The organism is Pseudomonas sp., assembly GCF_040514055.1.
Classification (GTDB): Bacteria; Pseudomonadota; Gammaproteobacteria; order Pseudomonadales; family Pseudomonadaceae; genus Aquipseudomonas.
This window is the reverse complement of sequence record NZ_JBEVDL010000049.1, coordinates 13,231-35,301: the sequence shown is the minus strand read 5'-3', so window position 1 is coordinate 35,301 and position 22,071 is coordinate 13,231. Positions and strand designations below refer to the sequence as shown.

The 22,071-nt window shown below is 63.3% G+C and carries 22 protein-coding genes; 19 read left to right on the top strand and 3 right to left on the bottom strand.

The window, feature by feature from the left end; all coding sequences use genetic code 11:
- Positions 1-17: 17 nt before the first annotated feature.
- From iscA to ABWY06_RS12135, 16 genes are all read left to right on the top strand, one after another.
- Entirely contained in the window at positions 18-341 is a 324-nt protein-coding gene (gene iscA / locus ABWY06_RS12210) for an iron-sulfur cluster assembly protein IscA (RefSeq protein WP_353925837.1), read from the top strand.
- Between the two features lie 7 nt (positions 342-348).
- Positions 349-870 (top strand): co-chaperone HscB, encoded by a 522-nt coding sequence (hscB, locus tag ABWY06_RS12205; RefSeq protein ID WP_353925836.1) that lies wholly within the window; start codon positions 349-351, stop codon positions 868-870.
- Between the two features lie 42 nt (positions 871-912).
- Positions 913-2,775: a Fe-S protein assembly chaperone HscA gene (gene hscA / locus ABWY06_RS12200; protein ID WP_353925835.1), complete on the top strand. Its 1,863-nt coding sequence runs from the start codon at positions 913-915 to the stop codon at positions 2,773-2,775.
- A gap of 3 nt (positions 2,776-2,778) precedes the next feature.
- The gene (gene fdx / locus ABWY06_RS12195) at positions 2,779-3,117 is read left to right on the top strand and encodes an ISC system 2Fe-2S type ferredoxin (RefSeq protein WP_353925834.1); all 339 of its coding nucleotides are present in this window, start codon (positions 2,779-2,781) and stop codon (positions 3,115-3,117) included.
- A 47-nt stretch (positions 3,118-3,164) separates the two neighbouring features.
- Positions 3,165-3,365 carry a Fe-S cluster assembly protein IscX gene (iscX, locus tag ABWY06_RS12190; protein ID WP_353925833.1) on the top strand — a complete coding sequence of 67 codons (201 nt, stop codon included), beginning with the start codon at positions 3,165-3,167 and terminating at the stop codon, positions 3,363-3,365.
- 95 nt (positions 3,366-3,460) lie between these two features.
- The gene (ndk, locus tag ABWY06_RS12185; RefSeq protein ID WP_353925832.1) at positions 3,461-3,892 is read left to right on the top strand and encodes a nucleoside-diphosphate kinase; all 432 of its coding nucleotides are present in this window, start codon (positions 3,461-3,463) and stop codon (positions 3,890-3,892) included.
- A gap of 23 nt (positions 3,893-3,915) precedes the next feature.
- Entirely contained in the window at positions 3,916-5,073 is a 1,158-nt protein-coding gene (rlmN, locus tag ABWY06_RS12180; protein WP_353925831.1) for a dual-specificity RNA methyltransferase RlmN, read from the top strand.
- Between the two features lie 13 nt (positions 5,074-5,086).
- The gene (gene pilW / locus ABWY06_RS12175; RefSeq protein WP_353925830.1) at positions 5,087-5,848 is read left to right on the top strand and encodes a type IV pilus biogenesis/stability protein PilW; all 762 of its coding nucleotides are present in this window, start codon (positions 5,087-5,089) and stop codon (positions 5,846-5,848) included.
- Positions 5,845-6,837 carry a RodZ domain-containing protein gene (locus ABWY06_RS12170; protein ID WP_353925829.1) on the top strand — a complete coding sequence of 331 codons (993 nt, stop codon included), beginning with the start codon at positions 5,845-5,847 and terminating at the stop codon, positions 6,835-6,837. Before pilW ends, ABWY06_RS12170 begins: the two co-directional genes overlap by 4 nt.
- A gap of 3 nt (positions 6,838-6,840) precedes the next feature.
- Positions 6,841-7,953, top strand: coding sequence for a flavodoxin-dependent (E)-4-hydroxy-3-methylbut-2-enyl-diphosphate synthase (gene ispG / locus ABWY06_RS12165; RefSeq protein ID WP_353925828.1), 1,113 nt, complete (start codon positions 6,841-6,843; stop codon positions 7,951-7,953).
- Positions 7,954-7,976: 23 nt separating this feature from the next.
- On the top strand, positions 7,977-9,266 hold the full coding sequence (gene hisS, locus ABWY06_RS12160; RefSeq protein ID WP_353925827.1) for a histidine--tRNA ligase: 1,290 nt from the start codon (positions 7,977-7,979) through the stop codon (positions 9,264-9,266).
- Positions 9,267-9,287: 21 nt separating this feature from the next.
- Positions 9,288-9,929: a tetratricopeptide repeat protein gene (locus ABWY06_RS12155; protein WP_353925826.1), complete on the top strand. Its 642-nt coding sequence runs from the start codon at positions 9,288-9,290 to the stop codon at positions 9,927-9,929.
- Positions 9,929-11,068, top strand: a complete 1,140-nt coding sequence (gene bamB / locus ABWY06_RS12150; RefSeq protein ID WP_353925825.1) for an outer membrane protein assembly factor BamB — start codon at positions 9,929-9,931, stop codon at positions 11,066-11,068. Before ABWY06_RS12155 ends, bamB begins: the two co-directional genes overlap by 1 nt.
- Before the next feature lie 118 nt (positions 11,069-11,186).
- Positions 11,187-12,659: a ribosome biogenesis GTPase Der gene (gene der, locus ABWY06_RS12145; RefSeq protein WP_353925824.1), complete on the top strand. Its 1,473-nt coding sequence runs from the start codon at positions 11,187-11,189 to the stop codon at positions 12,657-12,659.
- 176 nt (positions 12,660-12,835) lie between these two features.
- The gene (locus tag ABWY06_RS12140; RefSeq protein WP_353925823.1) at positions 12,836-13,984 is read left to right on the top strand and encodes a pyridoxal phosphate-dependent aminotransferase; all 1,149 of its coding nucleotides are present in this window, start codon (positions 12,836-12,838) and stop codon (positions 13,982-13,984) included.
- 12 nt (positions 13,985-13,996) lie between these two features.
- Positions 13,997-14,800, top strand: a complete 804-nt coding sequence (locus tag ABWY06_RS12135; protein WP_353925822.1) for an amidohydrolase — start codon at positions 13,997-13,999, stop codon at positions 14,798-14,800.
- 21 nt (positions 14,801-14,821) lie between these two features.
- Here ABWY06_RS12135 and ABWY06_RS12130 read toward each other — a convergent pair whose 3' ends face one another.
- Positions 14,822-15,925, bottom strand: a complete 1,104-nt coding sequence (locus ABWY06_RS12130) for an alkene reductase (RefSeq protein ID WP_353925821.1) — start codon at positions 15,923-15,925, stop codon at positions 14,822-14,824.
- A gap of 119 nt (positions 15,926-16,044) precedes the next feature.
- Between ABWY06_RS12130 and ABWY06_RS12125 the strand changes: the two genes are divergently transcribed.
- Both ABWY06_RS12125 and ABWY06_RS12120 read left to right on the top strand, forming a co-directional pair.
- The gene (locus ABWY06_RS12125; protein WP_353925820.1) at positions 16,045-16,419 is read left to right on the top strand and encodes a winged helix-turn-helix transcriptional regulator; all 375 of its coding nucleotides are present in this window, start codon (positions 16,045-16,047) and stop codon (positions 16,417-16,419) included.
- A gap of 152 nt (positions 16,420-16,571) precedes the next feature.
- Positions 16,572-18,386 (top strand): hypothetical protein, encoded by a 1,815-nt coding sequence (locus ABWY06_RS12120; protein WP_353925819.1) that lies wholly within the window; start codon positions 16,572-16,574, stop codon positions 18,384-18,386.
- A 112-nt stretch (positions 18,387-18,498) separates the two neighbouring features.
- Here ABWY06_RS12120 and ABWY06_RS12115 read toward each other — a convergent pair whose 3' ends face one another.
- Positions 18,499-18,891, bottom strand: coding sequence for a MerR family transcriptional regulator (locus tag ABWY06_RS12115; protein ID WP_353925818.1), 393 nt, complete (start codon positions 18,889-18,891; stop codon positions 18,499-18,501).
- A 72-nt stretch (positions 18,892-18,963) separates the two neighbouring features.
- On the opposite strand from ABWY06_RS12115, the gene ABWY06_RS12110 reads away from it, so the two are divergent.
- The gene (locus ABWY06_RS12110; RefSeq protein WP_353925817.1) at positions 18,964-20,016 is read left to right on the top strand and encodes an SDR family oxidoreductase; all 1,053 of its coding nucleotides are present in this window, start codon (positions 18,964-18,966) and stop codon (positions 20,014-20,016) included.
- A 25-nt stretch (positions 20,017-20,041) separates the two neighbouring features.
- On the opposite strand, the gene leuA is transcribed toward ABWY06_RS12110, so the two are convergent.
- Positions 20,042-21,712, bottom strand: a complete 1,671-nt coding sequence (leuA, locus tag ABWY06_RS12105; protein WP_353925816.1) for a 2-isopropylmalate synthase — start codon at positions 21,710-21,712, stop codon at positions 20,042-20,044.
- Between the last annotated feature and the right edge of the window lie 359 nt (positions 21,713-22,071).

The window sequence follows — 22,071 nt, the reverse complement described above, 5'->3', positions numbered from 1 at the left end:
AGGCCGCCGACTAAGCGATGGCCATCACACTAACCGAGTCCGCGGCGAAGCACGTCGCGCGAAGCCTCGATAGGCGGGGGAAAGGTGTCGGCCTTCGCCTGGGCGTGCGCACGTCCGGCTGCTCGGGCCTCGCGTACAAGCTCGAATACGCCGACGATGTCCGGCCCGAAGACCTGTCGTTCGAAAGTCATGGCGTGAAGGTGCTCGTCGACCCGAAGAGCTTGCAATTCCTCGACGGAACCGAGCTCGACTTCGCGCGGGAGGGGCTGAACGAAGGGTTCAAGTTCAACAACCCCAACGTGCGTGGCGAGTGTGGCTGCGGCGAGAGCTTCAATATCTGAGGCGGCCGTGGGTACTCCTTGTCATTTTGCCTTGTTCGATCTCCAGCCGGGTTTCCGCCTGGACCTCGAGCAGTTGGCCGTGCGTTACCGTGAGTTGGCCCGCGAGGTCCACCCGGACCGGTTCGCCGACGCCGAGCCGCGTGAGCAGCGCCTGGCGCTGGAGCATTCCGCGCAACTGAACGATGCGTATCAGACCTTGCGCCATGCGCCACAGCGCGCCCGTTACCTGTTGGCGTTACGTGGCGGCGAAGTGCCGCTGGAAGTGACGGTGCAGGATCCGCAGTTCCTCCTGCAGCAGATGCAGTGGCGCGAAGAGCTCGAGGAGCTGCAGGACAGTGCCGACCTGGCCGGTGTCGCCGCGTTCAAGCGACGGCTGAAAATCGCTCAGGACGAGCTGAACGACTGTTTTGCCGCTTGTTGGCAGGACCCTGCACGCCGTGAGGAGGCCGAGCGCCTGATGCGGCGCATGCAGTTCCTCGACAAGCTCACCTACGAAGTGCGCCAGCTGGAAGAGCGCCTCGACGATTAACCCGCGTACTGCTCCGGCAGTGCGCCTGATGCGCAGATCCGTATGGCCCTACTGCAGATCGCCGAGCCCGGACAAAGTCCACAGCCCCACCAGCGTCGTCTGGCGGTTGGGATCGATCTCGGCACCACCAATTCACTGGTCGCTGCCTTGCGCAGCGGCATCGCCACGCCCTTGGCGGACGCCGAGGGGCAGGTCATCCTGCCGTCGGTGGTGCGTTATCACGCCGATCGCGTCGAGGTCGGGCATGACGCCAAGGCGGCCGCCGCGCTCGACCCCTTCAACACCGTGCAGTCGGTCAAGCGCCTGATGGGGCGCGGCCTGGGCGATGTGAAACAGTTGGGCGAGCAAATGCCCTACCGCTTTGTCGGCGGCGAGTCGCACATGCCCTTTATCGAGACGGTGCAGGGACCGAAAAGCCCGGTCGAGGTTTCGGCGGACATCCTCAAGGTCCTGCGCCAGCGGGCCGAAGCCGCCTTGGGTGGGGAATTGGTGGGGGCGGTGATTACCGTGCCGGCCTATTTCGACGATGCCCAGCGTCAAGCCACCAAGGATGCCGCGCGTCTGGCCGGCTTGAATGTGCTGCGCCTGCTCAATGAGCCGACGGCGGCGGCGGTGGCCTATGGTCTGGATCAGCACGCCGAAGGGGTGGTGGCCATCTATGACCTGGGCGGCGGCACCTTCGATATTTCCATCCTGCGCCTGACGGGGGGGGTGTTTGAAGTGCTGGCCACCGGGGGCGACACGGCCCTGGGGGGCGATGATTTCGACCATGCGATCGCCGGCTGGATGGTCAGCGCGGCGGGCCTGTCCGCGGATCTCGACCCTGCCACCCAGCGCAGCCTGCTGCAGCGGGCCTGCGCGGCCAAAGAGGCCTTGACGCAGCAGGCCTCGGTCGAGCTGAGCTTTGGTGCTTGGTCCAGTCTGCTGACCCGCGAGGCGTTCGAAGCGCTGATCGAGCCGATGCTGGCGCGCAGCCTGAAAGCCTGTCGGCGCGCGGTGCGCGACGCGGGTATCGAGCTCGATGAAGTCGAAGCAGTGGTCATGGTCGGCGGTTCGACCCGGGTGCCACGGGTGCGCGCGGCGGTGGGCGAGTTGTTTGCCCGTCCGCCCTTGACCGATATCGACCCGGATCAGGTGGTGGCCATTGGTGCGGCGATTCAAGCCGACACCCTGGCCGGCAATAAGCGCGACGGCGGTGAGCTGTTGCTGCTGGATGTGATTCCGCTGTCCCTGGGGCTGGAGACCATGGGTGGATTGATGGAGAAAGTCATTCCACGCAATACCACCATTCCGGTGGCGCGGGCCCAGGATTTCACCACCTACAAGGACGGCCAGACCGCCTTGATGGTGCATGTGTTGCAGGGCGAGCGCGAGCTGATCAGCGATTGCCGCTCGTTGGCGCGTTTCGAATTGCGCGGTATCCCGCCGATGGTGGCGGGCGCGGCGAAGATCCGCGTAACCTTTCAGGTCGATGCCGACGGCCTGCTCAGCGTGGCTGCGCGCGAGCTGGGCTCGGGCGTGGAGGCCAGTATCCAGGTCAAGCCGTCCTACGGACTGACCGATGGCGAAATTGCCCGCATGTTGCAAGACTCTTTCCGCAATGCCAGCGACGACAAGGTCGCGCGCGCCTTGCGCGAGCACCAGGTCGATGGTGAGCGGTTGCTGGAGGCGGTGCAGACGGCCCTGGACGCCGATGGCGAACGCCTGCTCGACGCCGATGAACGGGCGGCCATTGCCGCGCAGATGCAACTGCTGCGCCAGTTGCTGGGCGGTTCCGATGGTCCGGCCATCGAGCTGCAGACCAAGCGCCTGTCTCAGGTGACCGATGCGTTCGCTGCGCGTCGGATGGATGCCACCGTGAAGGCGGCCCTGTCCGGTCGCCGCTTGAATGAACTCGAGGATTAAGTAATGCCGCAGATCGTTTTTCTGCCCAACGTCGATCACTGTCCCGAGGGCGCGGTGATCGAGGCGCAGCCAGGTGAAACCATCCTTGATGCCGCGCTGCGTAACGGCATCGATATCGTGCATGCCTGTGAGAAGTCGTGCGCCTGCACCACCTGTCACATCGTCGTGCGCGAGGGTTTCGGTTCCTTGAACGAGGCCGACGAGCTGGAAGATGACATGCTGGACAAGGCCTGGGGGCTCGAGCCTGAGTCACGGCTGTCCTGCCAGGCGGTGGTCGCCGAGGAGGATCTGGTGGTCGAGATCCCCAAATACAACATCAATCAGGTGTCTGAACGGCACTGATAGCCGTGCCCGCTTCCTGGGGAGCGGGGCGCTGGTGGAGAGACGCTATGAGCTTGAAATGGCACGATGTACTGGAGATCGCCCTGCAGCTGGCGGAAAGCCGGCCTGAGGTTGATCCGCGTTACGTCAATTTCGTCGACCTGCACCGGTGGGTGCTGGCCTTGCCGGAATTCGACGACGACGCCCAGCGTGGCGGCGAAAAAGTCCTTGAGGCGATCCAGGCAGCCTGGATCGAAGAGGCCGACTGACGTGCACGCGCTACGCATTTGACCTGAACCCGCGTATAATTCGCGGGTTTAATTTTTAGCTTTAATCATCGGTTTCATTGTTTCTGGAGTTACACATGGCTGTTCAACGCACTTTTTCCATCATCAAACCTGACGCTGTTGCCAAAAACGTTGTGGGCGAGATCGTCACCCGTTTCGAAAAAGCCGGCCTGCGCGTCGTTGCCTCGAAAATGAAGCAGCTGTCCAAGGCCGAGGCCGAAGGCTTCTACGCCGAGCACAGCGCTCGCGGTTTCTTCGGTGAGCTGGTGGCGTTCATGATCTCCGGTCCGGTCGTGGTCCAGGTTCTGGAAGGCGAAGATGCCATTGCCAAGAACCGTGAGCTGATGGGCGCTACCAACCCGAAAGAAGCCGCTGCCGGTACCATCCGCGCCGATTTCGCCGAGTCCATCGACGCCAACGCGGTGCACGGTTCGGATTCCGAAGCCGCCGCTGCTCGCGAAATCTCGTACTTCTTCGCCGCTACCGAGGTGTGCGCTCGTATTCGCTGAAGCGAATGAGCGAGGGTGAAACCATGACTGATACTGCTGGCAAGATAAACCTGCTGGGTCTGACCCAGCCTGAAATGGAAAAATTCTTCGAGTCCATCGGGGAGAAACGTTTCCGTGCCGGTCAGGTGATGAAGTGGATTCACCATTTTGGCGTCGATGATTTCGACGCCATGAGTAATGTCAGCAAGGCCCTGCGCGAAAAGCTCAAGGCCTGTGCTGAAATTCGCGGGCCCGAAGTGGTCAGCGAAGACATCTCCACCGACGGCACCCGTATATGGGGGGTGCGCGTGGCGTCCGGCTGCTGTGTCGAGTCGGTTTATAGTCCGCAAGGCAAGCGTGGCACCCTGTGTGTGTCGTCGCAGGCCGGTTGTGCCCTGGATTGCAGTTTCTGCTCCACAGGCAAACAAGGTTTCAACAGCAACCTGACCGCGGCTGAAGTCATCGGCCAGGTCTGGATTGCCAACAAGTCCTTCGGCAGCGTGCCAGCGACGGTCGACCGTGCCATTACCAACGTGGTGATGATGGGCATGGGCGAGCCGCTGCTGAACTTCGACAACGTGATCGCCGCCATGCACCTGATGATGGATGACCTGGGTTACGGCATTTCCAAGCGCCGCGTGACCCTGTCGACCTCCGGTGTCGTGCCGATGATCGACGAGCTGTCCAAGCATATCGATGTGTCCTTGGCCCTGTCGCTGCACGCACCCAACGATGCCTTGCGTAACCAGTTGGTCCCGATCAACAAGAAGTATCCGCTGAAGATGCTGCTCGAATCCTGCCAGCGCTATATGGCGTCGCTCGGCGAAAAGCGGGTGTTGACCATTGAGTACACCCTACTCAAGGACATCAACGACCGGGTCGAGCATGCGGTGGAAATGATCGCCTTGCTCAAGGACATTCCCTGCAAGGTTAACCTCATCCCGTTCAACCCTTTCCCGCACTCAGGCTATGAGCGCCCAAGCAACAATGCCATTCGTCGTTTCCAGGATCAGTTGCATCAGGCGGGTTTCAACGTCACTGTGCGTACCACCCGCGGTGAAGACATTGATGCGGCGTGTGGGCAGTTGGTGGGGCAGGTGCTCGACCGCACCCGTCGCAGCGAACGTTACATCGCCGTACGTGAACTCAATGGCGACAATGACGCCTCTCTCGCTGCTGTAGCCGCTGTCACTAGAACCTAAAGGAATGCTTCCCATGACTTTGCGCGCTGCGCTGCTAGTTTCCGTGATCAGCCTGCTGGCCGGGTGCGTGACCACCGGTAAAGTCGATCCGATGAAAACCGATAAAGGGCGAAGCGAAGCATTGAATGCCTATGTCCAGTTGGGTATCGGTTATTTGCAGCAAGGTGCTACCGAGCGGGCGAAGACGCCGTTGGGCAAAGCACTGGAAATAGATCCGTCGAACGCCGATGCCCATGCGGCGTTGGGGCTGGTTTTTCAACAGGAAATGGAGCCTGAACTGGCGGACAAGCATTTCCGTGAGGCCCTGTCGCAAAATGGCAAGGATGCGCGGCTGTTGAATAACTATGGCGGTTTTCTGTTCGAGCAGAAGCGTTATAAAGAGGCCTATGAGCGTTACCAGGAGGCCTCGGCCGATACGCTCTATAGCGAGCGCTCGCGGATTTTCGAGAATATGGGGCTGACCGCATTGAAGCTCAATCAGCACGATTTGGCCAAGCAGCATTTCGAGCGTTCATTACGGCTGAACAGTCAGCAGCCGCGTGCATCGCTGGAAATGGCGAAATTGTGTTTCGAGGATAAGGACTACGTGTCGGCCCGCGCTTACTACGTCAGCTACAGCGCCCTGGCGGGCCAATCCGCGGCGAGCTTGTTGCTTGGCGCGCGTCTGGCGACAGTTTTTGAAGATCGTGACACGGCAGCCAGTCTTGGCTTGCAGTTGAAGCGCCTGTATCCCGGTACGCCGGAGTATCAGCAATACCTGTCGGAGCAGCAATGAAAGCGGCACACCCCGAGGCTGTGGCCACGACCCGGATCAATCCTGGCGAAACGCTGCGCGTTGCCCGTGAGGCCAAACACAGGTCGGTGGCGGAAGTCGCGACGCAACTGAATTTGACTCCACAGCGCCTGGCCCAACTGGAAGCGGGTGAATTCGACAAATTGCCCGGTCATACCTTCGCCCGCGGCTATATTCGCGCCTACGCCAAACTGCTGGGTATGGATCAGAATCGCCTGGTGGTGGAATTCGACCAGTTCACCGGTACCGATGCCGCCGGCAGCAGCGTGCACAGCCTGGGTCGCATCGAAGAACCGGTACGTTTGTCGCAGGGCATCCTGGGTGTGGTCAGCTTCGTGCTGCTGTTGCTGCTGGGGGGCGGTGCCTTTTATTGGTGGCAGGGGCAGTCCGATCGCAGTAACCCTGACCGCGGCAGTATCGGGCTTGAACATGTGGAAGTGGAAAGTGCCGATGGCACCACGCAGATTCATCCCCTTGATGAGCCCGAAGACCAGGCGGTTGCGCAGGCGCAGGTGAGCCAGGAGCTGCCGTTGGACGAAGTGGCGTCCGAATTGGCTGCCGCGCCGGAACCATCGGCGCCGCCGGTGAGTCCCACGCCGCAGCCGGCAGAGCCGGTTGCGCCGACCATGCCGAACGACCCGGTGGCCGTAGCGCCTGCGCCGACCACCACGCCGACCGCGCCCGCCGCGGTGGAGCCGTCAGTCGCGTTGCCCGTGGTGCCCGTGGCGGGAGAAGGGGTGGTGCAGCTGCAGTTCACCGCCGATTGCTGGACCCAATTGAAAGATGCCAGCGGCAAGGTTCTGCTCAGCGCGCTCAAGCGCAGCGGTGAGCGGCTCGAGTTCCGCGGCAAGGCGCCGCTGGAACTGCGCCTGGGTTTTGCCCGGGGGGTTCAGGTCAGCTATAACGGCCAGCCGGTGGACGTCACGCCATTTACCACGGGCGAGACCGCTCGCCTGAAACTGGGGCAATGACGCATGCACGCTGAGTCTCCAATCAAACGTCGCGAATCCCGCAAGATCTGGGTCGGGTCCGTCGCGGTGGGTGGTGATGCACCCATCGCGGTGCAGAGCATGACCAACACCGACACCAACGATGTCGCTGCCACGGTGGCGCAAATCCAGCGACTGGAGCAGGCAGGCGCGGATATCGTGCGGGTGTCGGTGCCGGATATGGATGCCGCCGAAGCCTTCGGCCGCATCAAGCGTCTGGTTAAGGTGCCGCTGGTCGCTGATATCCATTTCGATCACCGCATCGCCCTGCGGGTGGCTGAGTTGGGGGTGGATTGCCTGCGGATCAACCCGGGCAATATCGGCCGCGAAGACCGGGTTCGTGCCGTGGTCGAAGCCGCCCGCGACCGGGGTATCCCGATCCGCATTGGGGTCAATGCCGGCTCGCTGGAAAAGGACCTGCAGAAAAAATACGGCGAGCCGACCCCCCAGGCCCTGGTCGACTCGGCCTTGCGCCATGTCGAACACCTCGATCGCCTGGATTTCCAGGACTTCAAGGTCAGCGTCAAGGCGTCCGATGTGTTTATGGCCGTGGCTGCCTACCGACTGCTGGCCACGCAGATCGTGCAACCGCTGCACCTGGGGATCACCGAAGCCGGTGGTTTGCGTTCCGGCACGGTGAAGTCGGCCGTGGGGCTGGGCATGCTGCTGGCTGATGGCATCGGCGATACCATTCGTATCTCCCTGGCCGCGGACCCGGTCGAGGAAGTGAAGGTCGGCTACGACATCCTCAAGTCGCTGCGCCTGCGCTCGCGTGGGATCAATTTCATCGCCTGCCCCAGCTGCTCCCGGCAGAATTTCGACGTGGTCAAGACCATGAACGAACTTGAGGGGCGACTGGAAGATTTGCTGGTGCCGTTGGATGTCGCCGTGATCGGCTGTATCGTCAACGGCCCGGGCGAGGCCAAGGAAGCCCATATCGGCTTGACCGGTGGTACGCCGAACAACCTCATTTACATCGACGGCAAACCGGCACAAAAGCTCGGTAATGACCATTTGGTCGACGAGCTGGAGCGGCTGATTCGTCGCAAAGCGGCCGAAAAGGTCGAAGCCGACGCGGCGCTGATCGCTCGCGGCTAGCCCCAGAATACTAAGGATGCTGTGTGAGTAAGTCTTTGCAAGCCATTCGTGGCATGAACGATATTTTGCCGGAGCAGACGCCCCTGTGGCGTTACTTCGAAGCAACGGTGGCCTCGCTGCTCGATGGCTACGGCTATCGGCAAATTCGCATGCCAATCGTGGAAGCCACCGAGCTGTTCAAACGCTCCATCGGCGAAGTCACGGATATCGTCGAAAAGGAGATGTACACCTTCGACGATCGCAATGGCGACTCCCTGACCCTGCGTCCAGAGGGCACCGCCAGTTGCGTGCGCGCGGTACTGGAACATGGCATCACCGGTGGTGGCCAGGTGCAGAAACTCTGGTACCAAGGGCCGATGTTTCGTCACGAGCGCCCACAGAAAGGGCGCTACCGGCAGTTTCACCAGATCGGTGTCGAAGTGTTCAACCTCGACGGCCCGGATATCGATGCCGAACTGATCCTGCTGACCTGGCGTCTCTGGGGTGAGCTGGGGCTGCGTGACGTGGTCACGCTGGAGCTCAACAGCCTGGGCAGCAGCGAGGCTCGGGTGCGTTATCGCGAGGCGCTGGTGGCGTTTCTCAGCGCGCGTCTGGAGCTGCTGGACGAGGACAGCAAGCGCCGTCTGACCAGCAATCCGCTGCGTATCCTGGACAGCAAGGTCCCTGAGACCCAGGCCCTGCTGACGGACGCGCCGAAGCTCGCGGACTATCTGGATGAGGCATCGCGGGTGCATTTCGAGGGGCTCAAGGCCCGTCTGGATGCGGCCGGCATTCCCTACGTGATCAATCCCAAGCTGGTGCGTGGGCTCGATTATTACTGCAAGACGGTGTTCGAGTGGGTCACCGATCAACTGGGCGCCCAGGGTACCGTGTGTGCCGGCGGTCGTTACGACGGCCTGGTCGAGCAAATGGGCGGCAAGCCGACTGCGGGCGTCGGCTTCGCCATGGGCATTGAGCGTCTGGTGTTGTTGCTCGAGAGCCTGGAACGGGTACCGGCTGCGCTGTCCCGACAGATCGATGTGTATTTCTGCGCATTCGGTGAGGCGGCGGAACTGGCGGCCCTTGCGCTAAGCGAAACCTTGCGCGATCAATTGCCCCATATGCGCTTGCAGGTCAATGCGGGTGGTGGAAGCTTCAAGAGTCAGTTGAAAAAAGCCGATAAAAGCGCCGCGTTGTTTGCCCTGGTAGTGGGCGATAACGAACTGGCTGAGCGCGTGGTCGGTTTCAAACCCTTGCGTGGCCAGGGTGAACAACAAAATATTGCCTGGGACGCGCTGCCTGCGCACCTGGCAGCCAACCTGAATCAGGTTTGAGTATCTAATAGGAGTATTGGGGTGTCGCGTACCGAAGAAGAAGATCTGGCGGTAATCAAGGACTGGTGGCAGCGTAATGGCATGCCCCTGTTGACCGGTGGCGCCTTGGCATTGGCGCTGGTGTTCGGCTGGCAGTCCTGGCAGAACTACCAGGTCAGGCAGGCCCAATCGGCCTCCCTGGTGTACCAGCAGTTGCTGGATACCACCCTGACGCCTGACGGCAAACCCGACGCAGGCAAGGTGGCTGAGCTGGCCAAGACCTTGAAAAGCGAATTTGCGGGTACCCACTACGCCCAATACGGCAGTCTGTTCGTGGCCAAGGTCGCGGTGGAAGCTGGAAAACTTGACGATGCCGCTGCCGAGTTGAAGAGCGTCGTGGATAAGCCCGTCGATGCGACCCTGGCTGAATTGGCGCGTCAGCGCCTGGCCCGCGTACTGGCCGCACAGAACAAGGCTGAGGAAGGCCTGAAGCTGCTTGAGGGCAGTGCCGACCAAGCCTATGTTGCCAGCCGTGAAGAGCTGCGGGGTGACCTGTTGGTCAAATTGGGTCGTACTGACGAGGCCCATGCGGCCTATGAAAAGGCCAAGGCGGCGCTGTCTGACGACGCGGCAGTGGGCGGCCTTCAACTGAAACTCGACGACTTGGCTAAAGGGGAGGCGTGATGCGCTGGACTTATCCCGCATTGCTGGCCCTGACCCTATTGGTCGCGGGCTGCAGCAGCAACAGCACCAAGGAATTGCCGCCGGCCGAGTTGCCTGAGATCACCGCCGAGGTGCAGCTGCAGACCCAGTGGAGCCGTTCGGTCGGTGAAGGCCAGGGCGATACCTTCAACATGCTGGTACCGGCCGTCGATGGCGAGCGTATCTTCGCCGCTGACGTCGAGGGCCTAGTCATGGCCATGGACCGCACCAGTGGTGACCTGCTGTGGAAACAGGACCTGGAGTTGCCGGTGTCCGGCGCTATTGGTGCTGGTTACGGGCTGGTCCTGCTGGGGACGCTCAAGGGTGAAGTGGTTGCCCTCGATGCCAGCTCCGGTGAAGAAAAGTGGCGTGCCCGGGTACCCAGCGAGGTGCTGTCGGCGCCGGCCACCAACGGTGACGTAGTGGTGGTGCAGACCCAGGATGATCGCCTGGTCGCATTCGATGCCAGCACCGGTGCCCAGCGTTGGCTGTTCGAGAACAGCCCCGCAGTACTGACGTTGCGCGGTACCGGCTCTCCCCTGCTGACCAGCAACCTGGCGATTGCCGGGCTGTCCAGCGGCAAGGTGATCGCGCTGGACACCCAGCGCGGTGTGCCGGTGTGGGAGCAGGCGGTGGCCATTCCGTCTGGCCGTTCCGAGCTCGACCGGGTGGTGGATATCGATGGCGGTCTGCTGCTGTCGGGTAACACCGTTTATGTCGTCAGCTACCAGGGACGTGTTGCCGGTCTGGACCTGGAAAGCGGTCGGGTCCTCTGGCAGCGTGAGGCGTCCAGTTCGGTCGGCCTGGCCCAGGGCTTTGGCAGCGTCTACCTGAGCCTGGCGTCGGGTACCGTCGAAGGCGTGGACGAGCGCTCGGCTTCGGCGCTGTGGAGCAACGATGCCCTGGCACGTCGCGAATTGTCGGCCCCCGAGGTGTTTTCCAGCTATGTCGCCTTTGGTGACCTGGAAGGTTACCTGCACCTGGTAAGCCAGGTGGACGGGCGGTTTGTCGGCCGCGAGCGGATCGACAGCGATGGCCTGCGGGCACGCCCGCTGGTGGTGGGCGACTGGATCTATGCTTACGGCAACAGCGGGAAACTGGTCGCACTGACCATTCGCTGAGCCGCGTAAGGCTGTCTGGCCGCTGCCACTCGTTGGCAGCGGCTTTTGTCTTTTCTAGATGTTCTGTTCTTTTTGTACTTTTTGTTCTTTCAGTTTCCGATACCGAGTGTGCAGCCTTATGGTTCCCGTAATCGCCCTGGTGGGTCGTCCCAACGTCGGCAAGTCCACCCTGTTCAACCGCCTGACCAGAAGTCGTGACGCCATCGTCGGCGATTTGTCCGGTCTGACCCGTGACCGCCAGTACGGCGAAGCCAAGTGGCAGGGACGCACCTATATCCTCATCGACACCGGTGGCATTTCCGGTGACGAGGACGGCATGGACGAGAAGATGGCCGAGCAGTCCCTGCTGGCCATCGAAGAGGCCGATGCGGTGCTGTTCCTGGTCGATGCCCGGGCTGGGCTGACCGGGGCCGACCAGATGATCGGCGAACACCTGCGCAAGCGTAACAAGCGCAGTTTCCTGGTGGTCAACAAGGTCGACAACCTCGACCCCGACCTGGCCCGGGCCGAATTCAGCCCGCTGGGGCTGGGAGATGCACTGCCGATCGCCGGTGCCCATGGCCGCGGTATCACGCAGATGCTCGAAGCCGCCCTTAGCGTGTTCCCCAAGGACGACGCCGAGGACGAGGCGCTGGAAGGCGAAGTGGTCGCCGAGGGCGAGGAAGCCAAGCGCATCCCCGGGCCGAGCGAGAAGGATGGCATCAAGATTGCCATTATCGGCCGGCCCAACGTCGGCAAGTCGACCCTGGTCAATCGCATGCTGGGTGAAGACCGGGTGATCGTCTACGACCAGCCCGGCACCACCCGCGACAGCATCTATATCCCGTTCGAGCGCAACGACGAGAAATACACCCTGATCGACACCGCCGGGGTGCGCCGCCGCGGCAAGATCTCCGAAGAGGTGGAGAAGTTCTCGGTGGTCAAGACGCTGCAGGCGATCAAGGACGCCAACGTGGTGATCTTTGTCATGGATGCCCGGGAAGGCGTGGTCGACCATGACCTCAACCTGCTGGGCTTTGCCCTGGAGGCCGGGCGGGCCCTGGTGATCGCCCTGAACAAGTGGGACGGCATGGAGCCCAGCGAGCGCGACTATGTGAAGACCGAGCTGCAGCGTCGGCTGTTCTTCGTCGACTTCGCCGATATCCACTTTATCTCCGCCCTGCACGGCACCGGTGTCGGCAACCTCTACCAGTCGGTGCAGGCTTCGTTCAAGTCGGCCGTGACCCGTTGGCCGACCAGTCGCCTGACCCAGATCCTCGAGGATGCGGTGGGCGAACATGCACCGCCCATGGTCAACAACCGTCGGATCAAACTGCGCTACGCCCACCTGGGCGGTGCCAACCCACCGCTGATCGTGATCCACGGCAACCAGGTGGAGAAGGTGCCCAAGTCCTATGTGCGCTACCTGGAAAACACTTATCGGCGTGTGCTCAAGCTGGTCGGTACGCCGATTCGGATCGAGTTCAAGGGCGGTGAGAACCCGTACGAGGGCAATAAAAATACCCTGACCGATCGCCAGGTGAACAAGAAGCGCCGGTTGATGACCCACCACAAGAAGGCCGATAAAAAGCGTCGCGACAAAAAACGCTGATCGCCCGCGCGCGGGGCGGCATGCCGCCGCGCACCGGTTAGCGGATAAAAAAGGCGCATTCACTTTCGGTGGATAGCGCCTTTTTTCATGGCGCTGACGGCTGCCGTGGAGCATGCCTATCGGCTATCCTGACGCGTCGCGCCAGCCGTACGGCGCCGCTCGTTCAGGATGTTCCGATGATCGCCAGTAAATTGCCCTTGGTCGGCACGACCATTTTCACCCGCATGTCCCAGTTGGCCGCCGAGACCGGCGCGCTCAACCTGTCCCAGGGCTTTCCGGATTTCGATGGGCCCCAGGCCCTGCGTGACGCGGTCTCCCGTCACCTGCAGGCAGGCCACAACCAATACGCACCGATGACCGGGTTGCCGGCCTTGCGCGAGCAGATCGCCGCCAAGATCGCCCGTTGTTACGGCCGCAAGGTGGATCTCGACCACGAGATCACCGTGACGCCCGGCGCCACCCAGGCGATCTTCTGCGCCATTCACGCGCTGATCCGACCCGGTGACGAAGTGATCATCTTCGACCCCTGCTACGACAGCTATGCCCCGGCGGTCGCGCTGGCCGGTGGTCATTGCGTGCACCTTCCGCTGACCCAACCGGATTTCGCCATTGACTGGCAGCGCCTGCAAGATGCCCTGAGCCCACGGACCCGGCTGATCGTGCTGAACAGCCCGCACAACCCCAGCGGTGCGCTGCTGGGCGTCGAGCAACTGGATCGCCTGGCCGAGTCGATCCGTGGCCGTGACCTTTACCTGTTGAGCGACGAGGTCTACGAGCATCTGGTGTTCGACGGCGCGCGCCACGCCAGCGTGCTGGCCCACGAGGAGCTGTATCGACGCGCCTTCGTGGTCAGCTCCTTTGGCAAGACTTACCACGTCACCGGCTGGAAAACCGGCTATGTAGTGGCACCTCCGGCCCTTACCGCCGAGCTGCGCAAAGTCCATCAGTACGTCAGTTTCTGCGGGGTGACCCCCTTGCAGCACGGCCTGGCCGATTACATGGCCGCGCAACCGCAGCACGTGGATGAATTACCGGGGTTCTACCAGGCCAAGCGTGACCTGTTCTGCGAACTGTTGGCGCCGTCGCGTTTTCGCTTTACGCCAACCGCGGGCACCTACTTTCAGCTGGTGGATTATTCGGCGATCCGCCCGGACCTGGACGACGTGGCCATGGCCGAATGGCTGACCCGCCAGCACGGTGTGGCCAGCATTCCGATCTCGGTGTTCTACCAGCAGCCACCTGAAGGCTTGCGCCTGGTCCGCCTGTGTTTCGCCAAGCGCGAGGACACCCTGCGCCAGGCCGCTGCCACACTCAGCGCGATTTAAGCGAGGGATCCTATGACGTCGATCGACCCGAGTGCGGTCCCCAGCGCCGACCTGCGGCTGGCGCTGGTGCAGAGCACGCTGGCCTGGCACGACCCGGCGGCCAACCACCGGCATCTGCAGGCGCTGCTGGAGCAGGCGCGGGGTGCCGACCTGGTGATACTGCCGGAGATGTTCAGTACCGGCTTTTCCATGGAATCGGCGGAATTGGCGGAACCGGAGGACGGCCCCAGCACCCGCTGGTTGCTCGAGCAGGCCCGGCGGCTGGACGCCGTGGTCACCGGCAGCCTGATCATCCGGGACCGCGACGGCCACTGCCGCAACCGCCTGGTGTGGGCCCGCCCGGATGGCAGTCAGGCCCATTACGACAAGCGCCATCTGTTCCGCATGGCCGGCGAGCACCATCACTACAGCGCCGGCGATGAGCAGGTGCTGCTGACCGTCAAGGGCTGGCGGATCCGTCCGCTGATCTGCTATGACCTGCGCTTCCCGGTTTGGAGTCGCGACCCGGCGGGCACCGACCTGTTGCTCTACACCGCCAACTGGCCCGCGGCGCGGCGCCAGCAGTGGAACCGGCTATTGCCCGCGCGGGGGATCGAGAACCTCTGTTACGTGGCGGCGGTGAACCGCGTCGGTGAGGACGGCAAGGGACATGCCTACAGCGGCGACAGCCAGGTCCTGGATTTCCTCGGCGAGCCGCAACTGCAGGCCGGGGAGGACGAGGGGGTGTGGCAGGTCAGCCTGTCGGCCAGCGCCCTGGCCGCCCACCGCCAGCGTTTCCCCGCCCACCTGGACGCCGACGGCTTCCAGCTGAACTGATTTTTGATCCTGCAGGCGGTACTAGTCGAGCGTCGGGTAGTCGGTGTAACCCGCCGCGCCGCCCCCGTAAAACGTGCTGGCGTCGGGCTGGTTCCAGGGCGCGTCGCGGCGCACGCGCTCTACCAGGTCGGGGTTGGCGATATAGGGCCGCCCGTAGGCGACCAGGTCGGCTAGGCCTTCGGCGATCGCCTGTTCACCGCTCTCGGCGTCCTGCCCACCGGCCAGGATCAACACGCCCTGATAGGCGTCGCGCAGCGAGCGCAGCAATTCGTCGAAGCCCTGGAAACTGCCGCCCAGCCAGTCCGGACGGTTGATGTGCAGGTACGCCAATTGGCGGCTGTTCAGGGCCTTGACCAGTACCTCGAAGGTCTCGCGGGGGTTGGCATCATGGATATCGCCAAAGGTACCCATGGGCGAGATGCGGATGCCGACTTTGTGGCTGTCGCCGACCGCCGCGATCACTGCGTCCAGCACTTCCAGGACCAGGCGCGCGCGGTTCTGCGCGCTGCCGCCGTAGGCGTCCTGGCGCTGGTTGCTGTTGGAGGCGAGGAATTGATCCAGAAGGTAGCCATTGGCGGCATGCACTTCCACGCCGTCGAAGCCGGCGGCCATGGCGTTGGCCGCACCCTGGGCATAGGCGGCGACCACGCCGGGCAGCTCGTCCAGCGCCAGCGCGCGGGGCAGGGCGGTAGCGGCCTTGTGATGGCTGCCGTCGGCTTCCTGCACATAACATTCGGCCTTCGCCTGGATCGCCGAAGGGGCCACCGGCGCGACGCCGCCTGGCTGCAGCAGCGGGTGGGAGATACGTCCGACGTGCCAGAGCTGCAGAAAGATCCGCCCCTGCTGGGCATGGACGGCCGCGGTGACCTGTTTCCAGCCTTCGATTTGCGCGGCGCTGTGGATACCCGGTGTCCAGGCATAGCCCTGGCCCTCGGGGCAGACCTGGGTGGCTTCGCTGATCAGCAGCCCGGCGCTGGCGCGTTGGGCGTAATAGGTGGCATTCAGCGGGCCCGGGATATTGCCGGGTTGTTCGCTGCGCTGACGGGTGAGTGGGGCCATGACCAGCCGGTTGGGCAGGTTCAGCAGGCCCAATGGCAACGGCGAAAGCAGGTGAGGGGTGGGCATATAAACTCCAGTCGGCAGAAAGACACCGTCGAAACGGCTCATGGCGATCATTATGAACGTGGCATTCTTTACAGCAAGTACCTACAATTTAATCAGTAGCTTACTAAAAGGTAACTTAAATGAATCCACACCAGCCCGCTGCCTTGGAAGATAAACGCCTGATGGAGGGCGACCGGTTTTACAACACGCCCATGGAGCTGACGCTGGAGGTGATCGGCGGCAAGTGGAAGTCTGTGCTGGTCTATCAGCTGCTGGCGGGGCCGTTGCGCTTTTCCGAGCTCAAGCGCCGGGTGCCCGGCATCACCGAAAAAATGCTCACCCAGCAGCTGCGTGAGTTGGAGCGCAATGGCATCGTCAGCCGCACGGTCTTCGCCGAAGTGCCGCCCCGGGTCGAGTACCGGGTAACCGAACACGGCGCGACCCTCCAGCCGGTGCTCGAGGCCATGTGCCTGTGGGGGCGCAGCCACTGGCAGCAGCAACCGACCGCGACTTGACGCCCTGGCCAGTGGCCTGAGCGGCGGTTGACACCTTGGGGAAGGAGCCGATTACGGGCGCACCTTAAACTGCTGTCGCGCAGGAACGACGGCTTGGCCGAGGCTCCAGACCGGCGAACCTGCGCGCCTCTTATTGCATGGAGCAACAGCAGATGCGCACAACCTTCCTTCTCCTGCTGGGTGGGCTGATTGCCGGCCCCGTCCTGGCCGAGACCCTTTGCGGCACCCCGAGCACACCGACGTCGGGGCCTGTCCAAACCTGTGACAGTGAATCCGGCGCTCCAATCGTACAGGTCTATCCCTATCAGCTGGACCTGAAACCCGGCTTCTGGGTCGAGCGCAGCGGCGAGCCGGGCGACAAGCTGACACTGGTGGTCCAGCGCGACGGTCAAACGGTGCTCGAGCGCAACGCCGCTGGCAACCTGCGTGATCGCTACTGGGACAATCGGGTGGGCAGCCACTACCAGCTGTGGCTCAAGGCCTTCCGCAACGGCGCCTATGAGGTGGTGTCGAACCGGATCTCCTATCGTCCTGGCATCACCGACAGCGTCGGTCTGTTGCGCCAGACGGACGGCTCGATCAAGGCCACCGTACCCTTTACCGGCGACTGGGTGGTGGAGCGCAATGGCCAGCCCGAGTTGCGCCAACCGGCCCTGGACGGCGTGCCGCTGCAGTTCCCGTTCCTCTTCGGCGAGCGCTACCGCGTCTGGGTCGAGTCGACGGGAGCCGCAGCGCAACCCTTGTCCATCCCGTTGGCGTTCCGCCAGGGTTTTCCCGAGCCCTTTATCGACCTGCAGGTCGAGGGCGATTTCAGCCTGAGCTGTACCTGCGGTTCGACCCCGGCCTTGAGCTGGGTGATCGAGGAAAACGGTGCCAAGGTCTACGAGCAGCCCACCGGCGGCCAGGCGCTGCTGCGTTATCCCTTCGCCCAGGGCAAGAAATACAAGGTCTGGCTGAACCAGGCGCTGGCCGGCGAGCAGGTGCGGATGTCCGACGCCGAGTATTTCTCCCCCGGTCTGACCGACAGCTTCCAACTGCAGGTCAGCGGCGGGCAAATAAGCCGTAGCGGGGCCATTGGTGATCCGCTGACCTGGGTGATCGAGGTCAACGGTGACGTGGTGTTGCGGCGAAATGTTGCCAACGAACTGCAGTACAGCCATGGCGCTGCCAGCTACCGTGCCTGGCTGACCCGGTTCGTCGATGGATACTACCAGCGGGTATCCAATCAGGTGCGGGTGGGTGCCGTGGTCGCGCCGCAGCCCTATCAGTTGGCGGTGGACGCCAGCGGGACTCTGACCCGCAGTGGAGTCCTGGGTGAGCCGCTGTGGTGGCTGATCGAACAGGACGGGGTCGTGGTGCTGCGCCGTATGGCCACCAACGAGCTGAGCTATCGCTACACCTACCATGCCGGCAAGCGCTACCGACTGTGGCTGGAAAAGTCCAGCAACGGGGGTTACCAGCGAGTTTCGTCGGTACTGGAACACACCGGGATCGAGCAGTACCAGATCAGCAGCGATGGCAAGGGCCGCCTGACTCGCAGTGGCGCCATTGGCGACCGGGTACAATGGATCATTGAAGAAGACGGCAAGGTAGTGATGCGTCGCCTGGCCAGCGGCGAGCTGAGTTATTTCGATTTCAGCTTCGACCCCACGCGGACTTACCGCGCCTGGATTCAGTCGGAGAATGCCTATCACCCCATTTCCACAGCTGTCAGCTACGGTGGCCCACCCGCCCAGGCATACCAGCTCAGCATCGGCAGTGACCGGCTGATGACGCGCACTGTGGGCAGCACGCCGGGGTTGCAGTGGGTGATCGAGGAGGGCGGTGTCGTGGTGAGTCGGGTGTCCACCGAGCGCCAACTGGTGTACAGGTACCCCAGCTACTACCCGGGCAAGGTTTATCGGGTCTGGCTGGAGGCGCTGGTGGGTGGGGTGCAGCGGCCGGTGTCGGCGGTGCTGACCTACTGACGTCATACGGTGGGCTGTCGCGGGACAGCGCACCGACGCCACCCTGCGTCAGCGCAGGCGGGTATCCAGCGTTTTGCAACCAAGTCCGGGGCGGATCTTTCGTCAAACTACCCTAGCCGGCGCTGCGCACCGCGGCCTGGCGTTGGGCGGCCAGTGCCGCGGCGCTGGCCTCCAGGCGGGTTTTTTCCTGGCGCAGAAAATCGCGCATCTGTTGCAGGCTGGCGATTTTCTCTTCCAGTTCCACCAGTTTCTTGCCGACCAGCAGCGCGCCCTGTGCGCAGTCGATCTGCTGGTCGCGCTGGGCCTGGAGGATGTCGCCGATCTCGCTCAGGGAAAACCCCATGCCCTGGGCCTGCTGGATAAACACCAGGTCGTCCAGCGTGCGCGGGGCGTATTCGCGGTAGTTGTTGTCGCGCCGCTGAGCGCTGATCAAGCCCAGGCTTTCGTAATAGCGCAGGGTATGCCGGCTGGCGCCGCTTTGTTGTTCCAGCTCGCCGATGCGCATCGCAGATTCCCCTTGACTGTAGAGTTAGCTCGATAGTTTAGCCTGGCGTTATTCTTCCCTGGAGCGCCCGAAATGAAAGAGCCGTGTTTTGTGACCGGTGGCAGCGGTTTTATCGGCCAGCACCTGCTGGCCCGCCTGACCGCCGACGAACACCCGACCCAACTGCTAATGCGCCGCCCCGAGGCCCTGCCCGAGCTGCAGCACCAGGTCGATTCACTGGGCGGGCGCGGCGCCTTGCTCAGCGTCGTGGGCGGCGACTTGAACCAGCCCGGGCTGGGCCTGCAAGGCCCTGTGCAGCCGGCCGCGGTGGTTTTTCACCTGGGCGCGCAATTCGCCTGGGGGCTGTCGCACGCGCAGGCGCGGCAGGTGAATGTCGAGGGGGCGCTGCAGGTGGCAGAGATGGCGGCGCGTCAGGGCAGTCGCCTGCTGATGGTTGGCGGCTACATGCTGGAAAATACCGCCCACCTGCAGCGCGTGGGTGTCGACCTGCAGGCCCCCGAGCACACGGATTGGCCGGCGGTCTATCGCCAGGTGGGCGGCTACGAGGGCAGCAAGCTCGAGGCGCATTTCAGGGTTCTGCAGGCCGTCCAGGCCTCGGGTGCGGCCCTGACCCTGGTGCATCCGGCCACCGTCTGCGGCCACAGCCAAAGCGGGCATATCCTGGCCGGCCAGCCGCTGGCGCAGTTGGTACGCAACCTGCTGGACGGCCTGTTGAGCGCGGTGCCGGGCTCGCCGGCGCACTGGCTACCGATGGTTACCGTGGATTTTCTGGTGGCACTGATGGTCGCGGCCGCCTTCGACCCGCAACAGTCGGGTCGGCAGGTGTTGGCCCTGGACGAGCAGACGCCAAACCTGCAGGGCCTGCTGGCCACCCTGGCCGCGCCCCTGGGGCTGTCACCGCCGCGCCGGCATCTGCCCATCGGGCTGCTCAGGCTGCTCTTGCGCATCCCCGGGCTGGAACGTCTGCTGCGCACCAGCGCCGAGTCGCTGGACTTTATCCAGACCACCCGTTTCGACACGGCCGCGACGCGCGATCTGGCCCGCCGGTACGGCCTGGCGTGGCCGGACATCGGCCAGAGCCTGCGGGCCACGGCACGCTACGTCGCCCAAACGTTGCCCGCGTGAGCGGCGTGGCACGGGCCGCCTGGGATCAGGCCGCCTGGGCGCGGGACTGGGCCAAGGCCCGATTGAGGGCGCTGAACAGTGCGCGGAAACTGGCCGTGGTGATGTTCTCGTCGATGCCCACGCCGTGCAGGGCGCGGCCACCCTCGACGCGCAGTTCGATATAGGCCGCGGCCTTGGCGTTGGTCCCGGCGCCGATGGCGTGCTCGCTGTAATCCATGATTTCCACCGCGATCGGCAGGCTGGCCACCAGGGCTTCCAGCGGACCCTTGCCGATGCCGCGCCAGTGTTGGGTGTCGTTGCCCACCTGGACTTCCAGGTCCACCGCGCTGGTGCCGTTCTCTTCCTGCAGGCGATGGCCTTTCAGGCTGTAGGGTGTGGTGGCCTGCAGGTACTCGCGCGTCAGCAGCTGGTGAATCTGCCCGGCGTTCATCTCCAGCCCCAGGCGGTCGGTCTCGCCTTGCACCACCTGGCTGAACTCGATCTGCATTCGTCGCGGCAGGTTGATGCCGTATTCCTGCTCCAGCAGGTAGGCGATCCCGCCTTTGCCCGACTGGCTGTTGACCCGGATCACCGCCTCGTAGCTGCGGCCGATGTCCGCCGGGTCGATCGGCAGGTAAGGCACTTCCCACAGGGTGCCGTCCTGACGCTGGCTGAACCCCTTGCGGATCGCATCCTGGTGCGAGCCGGAGAACGCGGTGTGCACCAGGTCGCCGACATAGGGGTGGCGCGGGTGCACCGGCAGCTGGTTGCATTCTTCGACCACCTTGCGCACGGCATCGATGTCGGAGAAATCCAGTTGCGGGTCCAGACCCTGGGTGTACAGGTTCAGTGCCACGGTCACCAGGTCGACGTTGCCGGTGCGTTCGCCGTTGCCAAACAGGCAGCCTTCGACCCGGTCCGCACCGGCCATCAGGCCCAGTTCGGTGGCGGCCACGCCGGTACCGCGGTCGTTATGGGTGTGCAGGCTCAGCAGCACCGCGTCGCGGCGGCTGATATGCCGGCCGAACCATTCGATCTGGTCGGCGTAAATATTCGGCGTGGCGCACTCCACGGTGGCCGGCAGGTTGAGGATCACCTTGTGCTCGGGGGTCGGCTGCCAGACGTCCAGCACTGCGTCGCACACCTGTTTGGCGAATTCCAGCTCGGTGGCGCTGAAGGTTTCCGGCGAGTACTGGAAGGTCCAGTGGGTCTCCGGTTGCTCGGCCGCCAGTTCGTTGAACAGCCGGGCGGCATTGACCGCGATGTCGATCACGCCCTGGCGGTCCTGGTTGAAGACGATGCGGCGGAAGGCCGGCGAGGTGGCGTTGTACAGGTGCACGATGGCCCGCTTGGCGCCGCGCAGGGATTCGAAGGTCCGGCGGATCAGGTCCTCGCGGGCCTGGGTCAGCACCTGGATGGTGACATCGTCGGGGATATGGCCGTTCTCGATCAGGTTACGTACGAAATCGAAATCGGTCTGGGAGGCCGAGGGGAAAGACACCTCGATTTCTTTCAGGCCAACTTTCACCAGGGTCTCGAAAAAGCGCTGTTTCTTCTGCGCGTCCATTGGCTCGATCAGCGACTGGTTACCGTCACGCAGGTCGGAGCTGCACCAGATCGGCGTCTGGGTGATGGTGCGCGACGGCCACTGGCGATCGGGCAGGTCGATGGCGGGAAAGGCGCGGTATTTGGTCGAAGGGTCTTTGAGCATGCTCATGGAAAATCCTTGGGCGCAGGCCGGTCAATAAGTGATCACAAAAGGAAGAGGCGAGGGCGGAGAAACAACGCGGCGTACGGATTCAGCCCGCTAGTCGGGGGCTGACCAGGTGCAGGCAGGCGTGTTGGCGGCGCAGGATAAGGGTGTGTGCGGTTTTCATAAGGCCAACCCTAACCAGCGAGGCGAAAGCTGGCAAGCCTGGCGTAAAAATTGGTGGATTCGGCTGATTATCTGGTTTTTTGTGTTATTTAAATGGTTATTTTGCTGTTTTCATGACATTCGATTGCGCGGAGGCTTTTGCCGGCGCTGGAGGCGCCGGCAGGGCGGGCGGATACCGCGCGGCCCCCAGGACGTGGGGC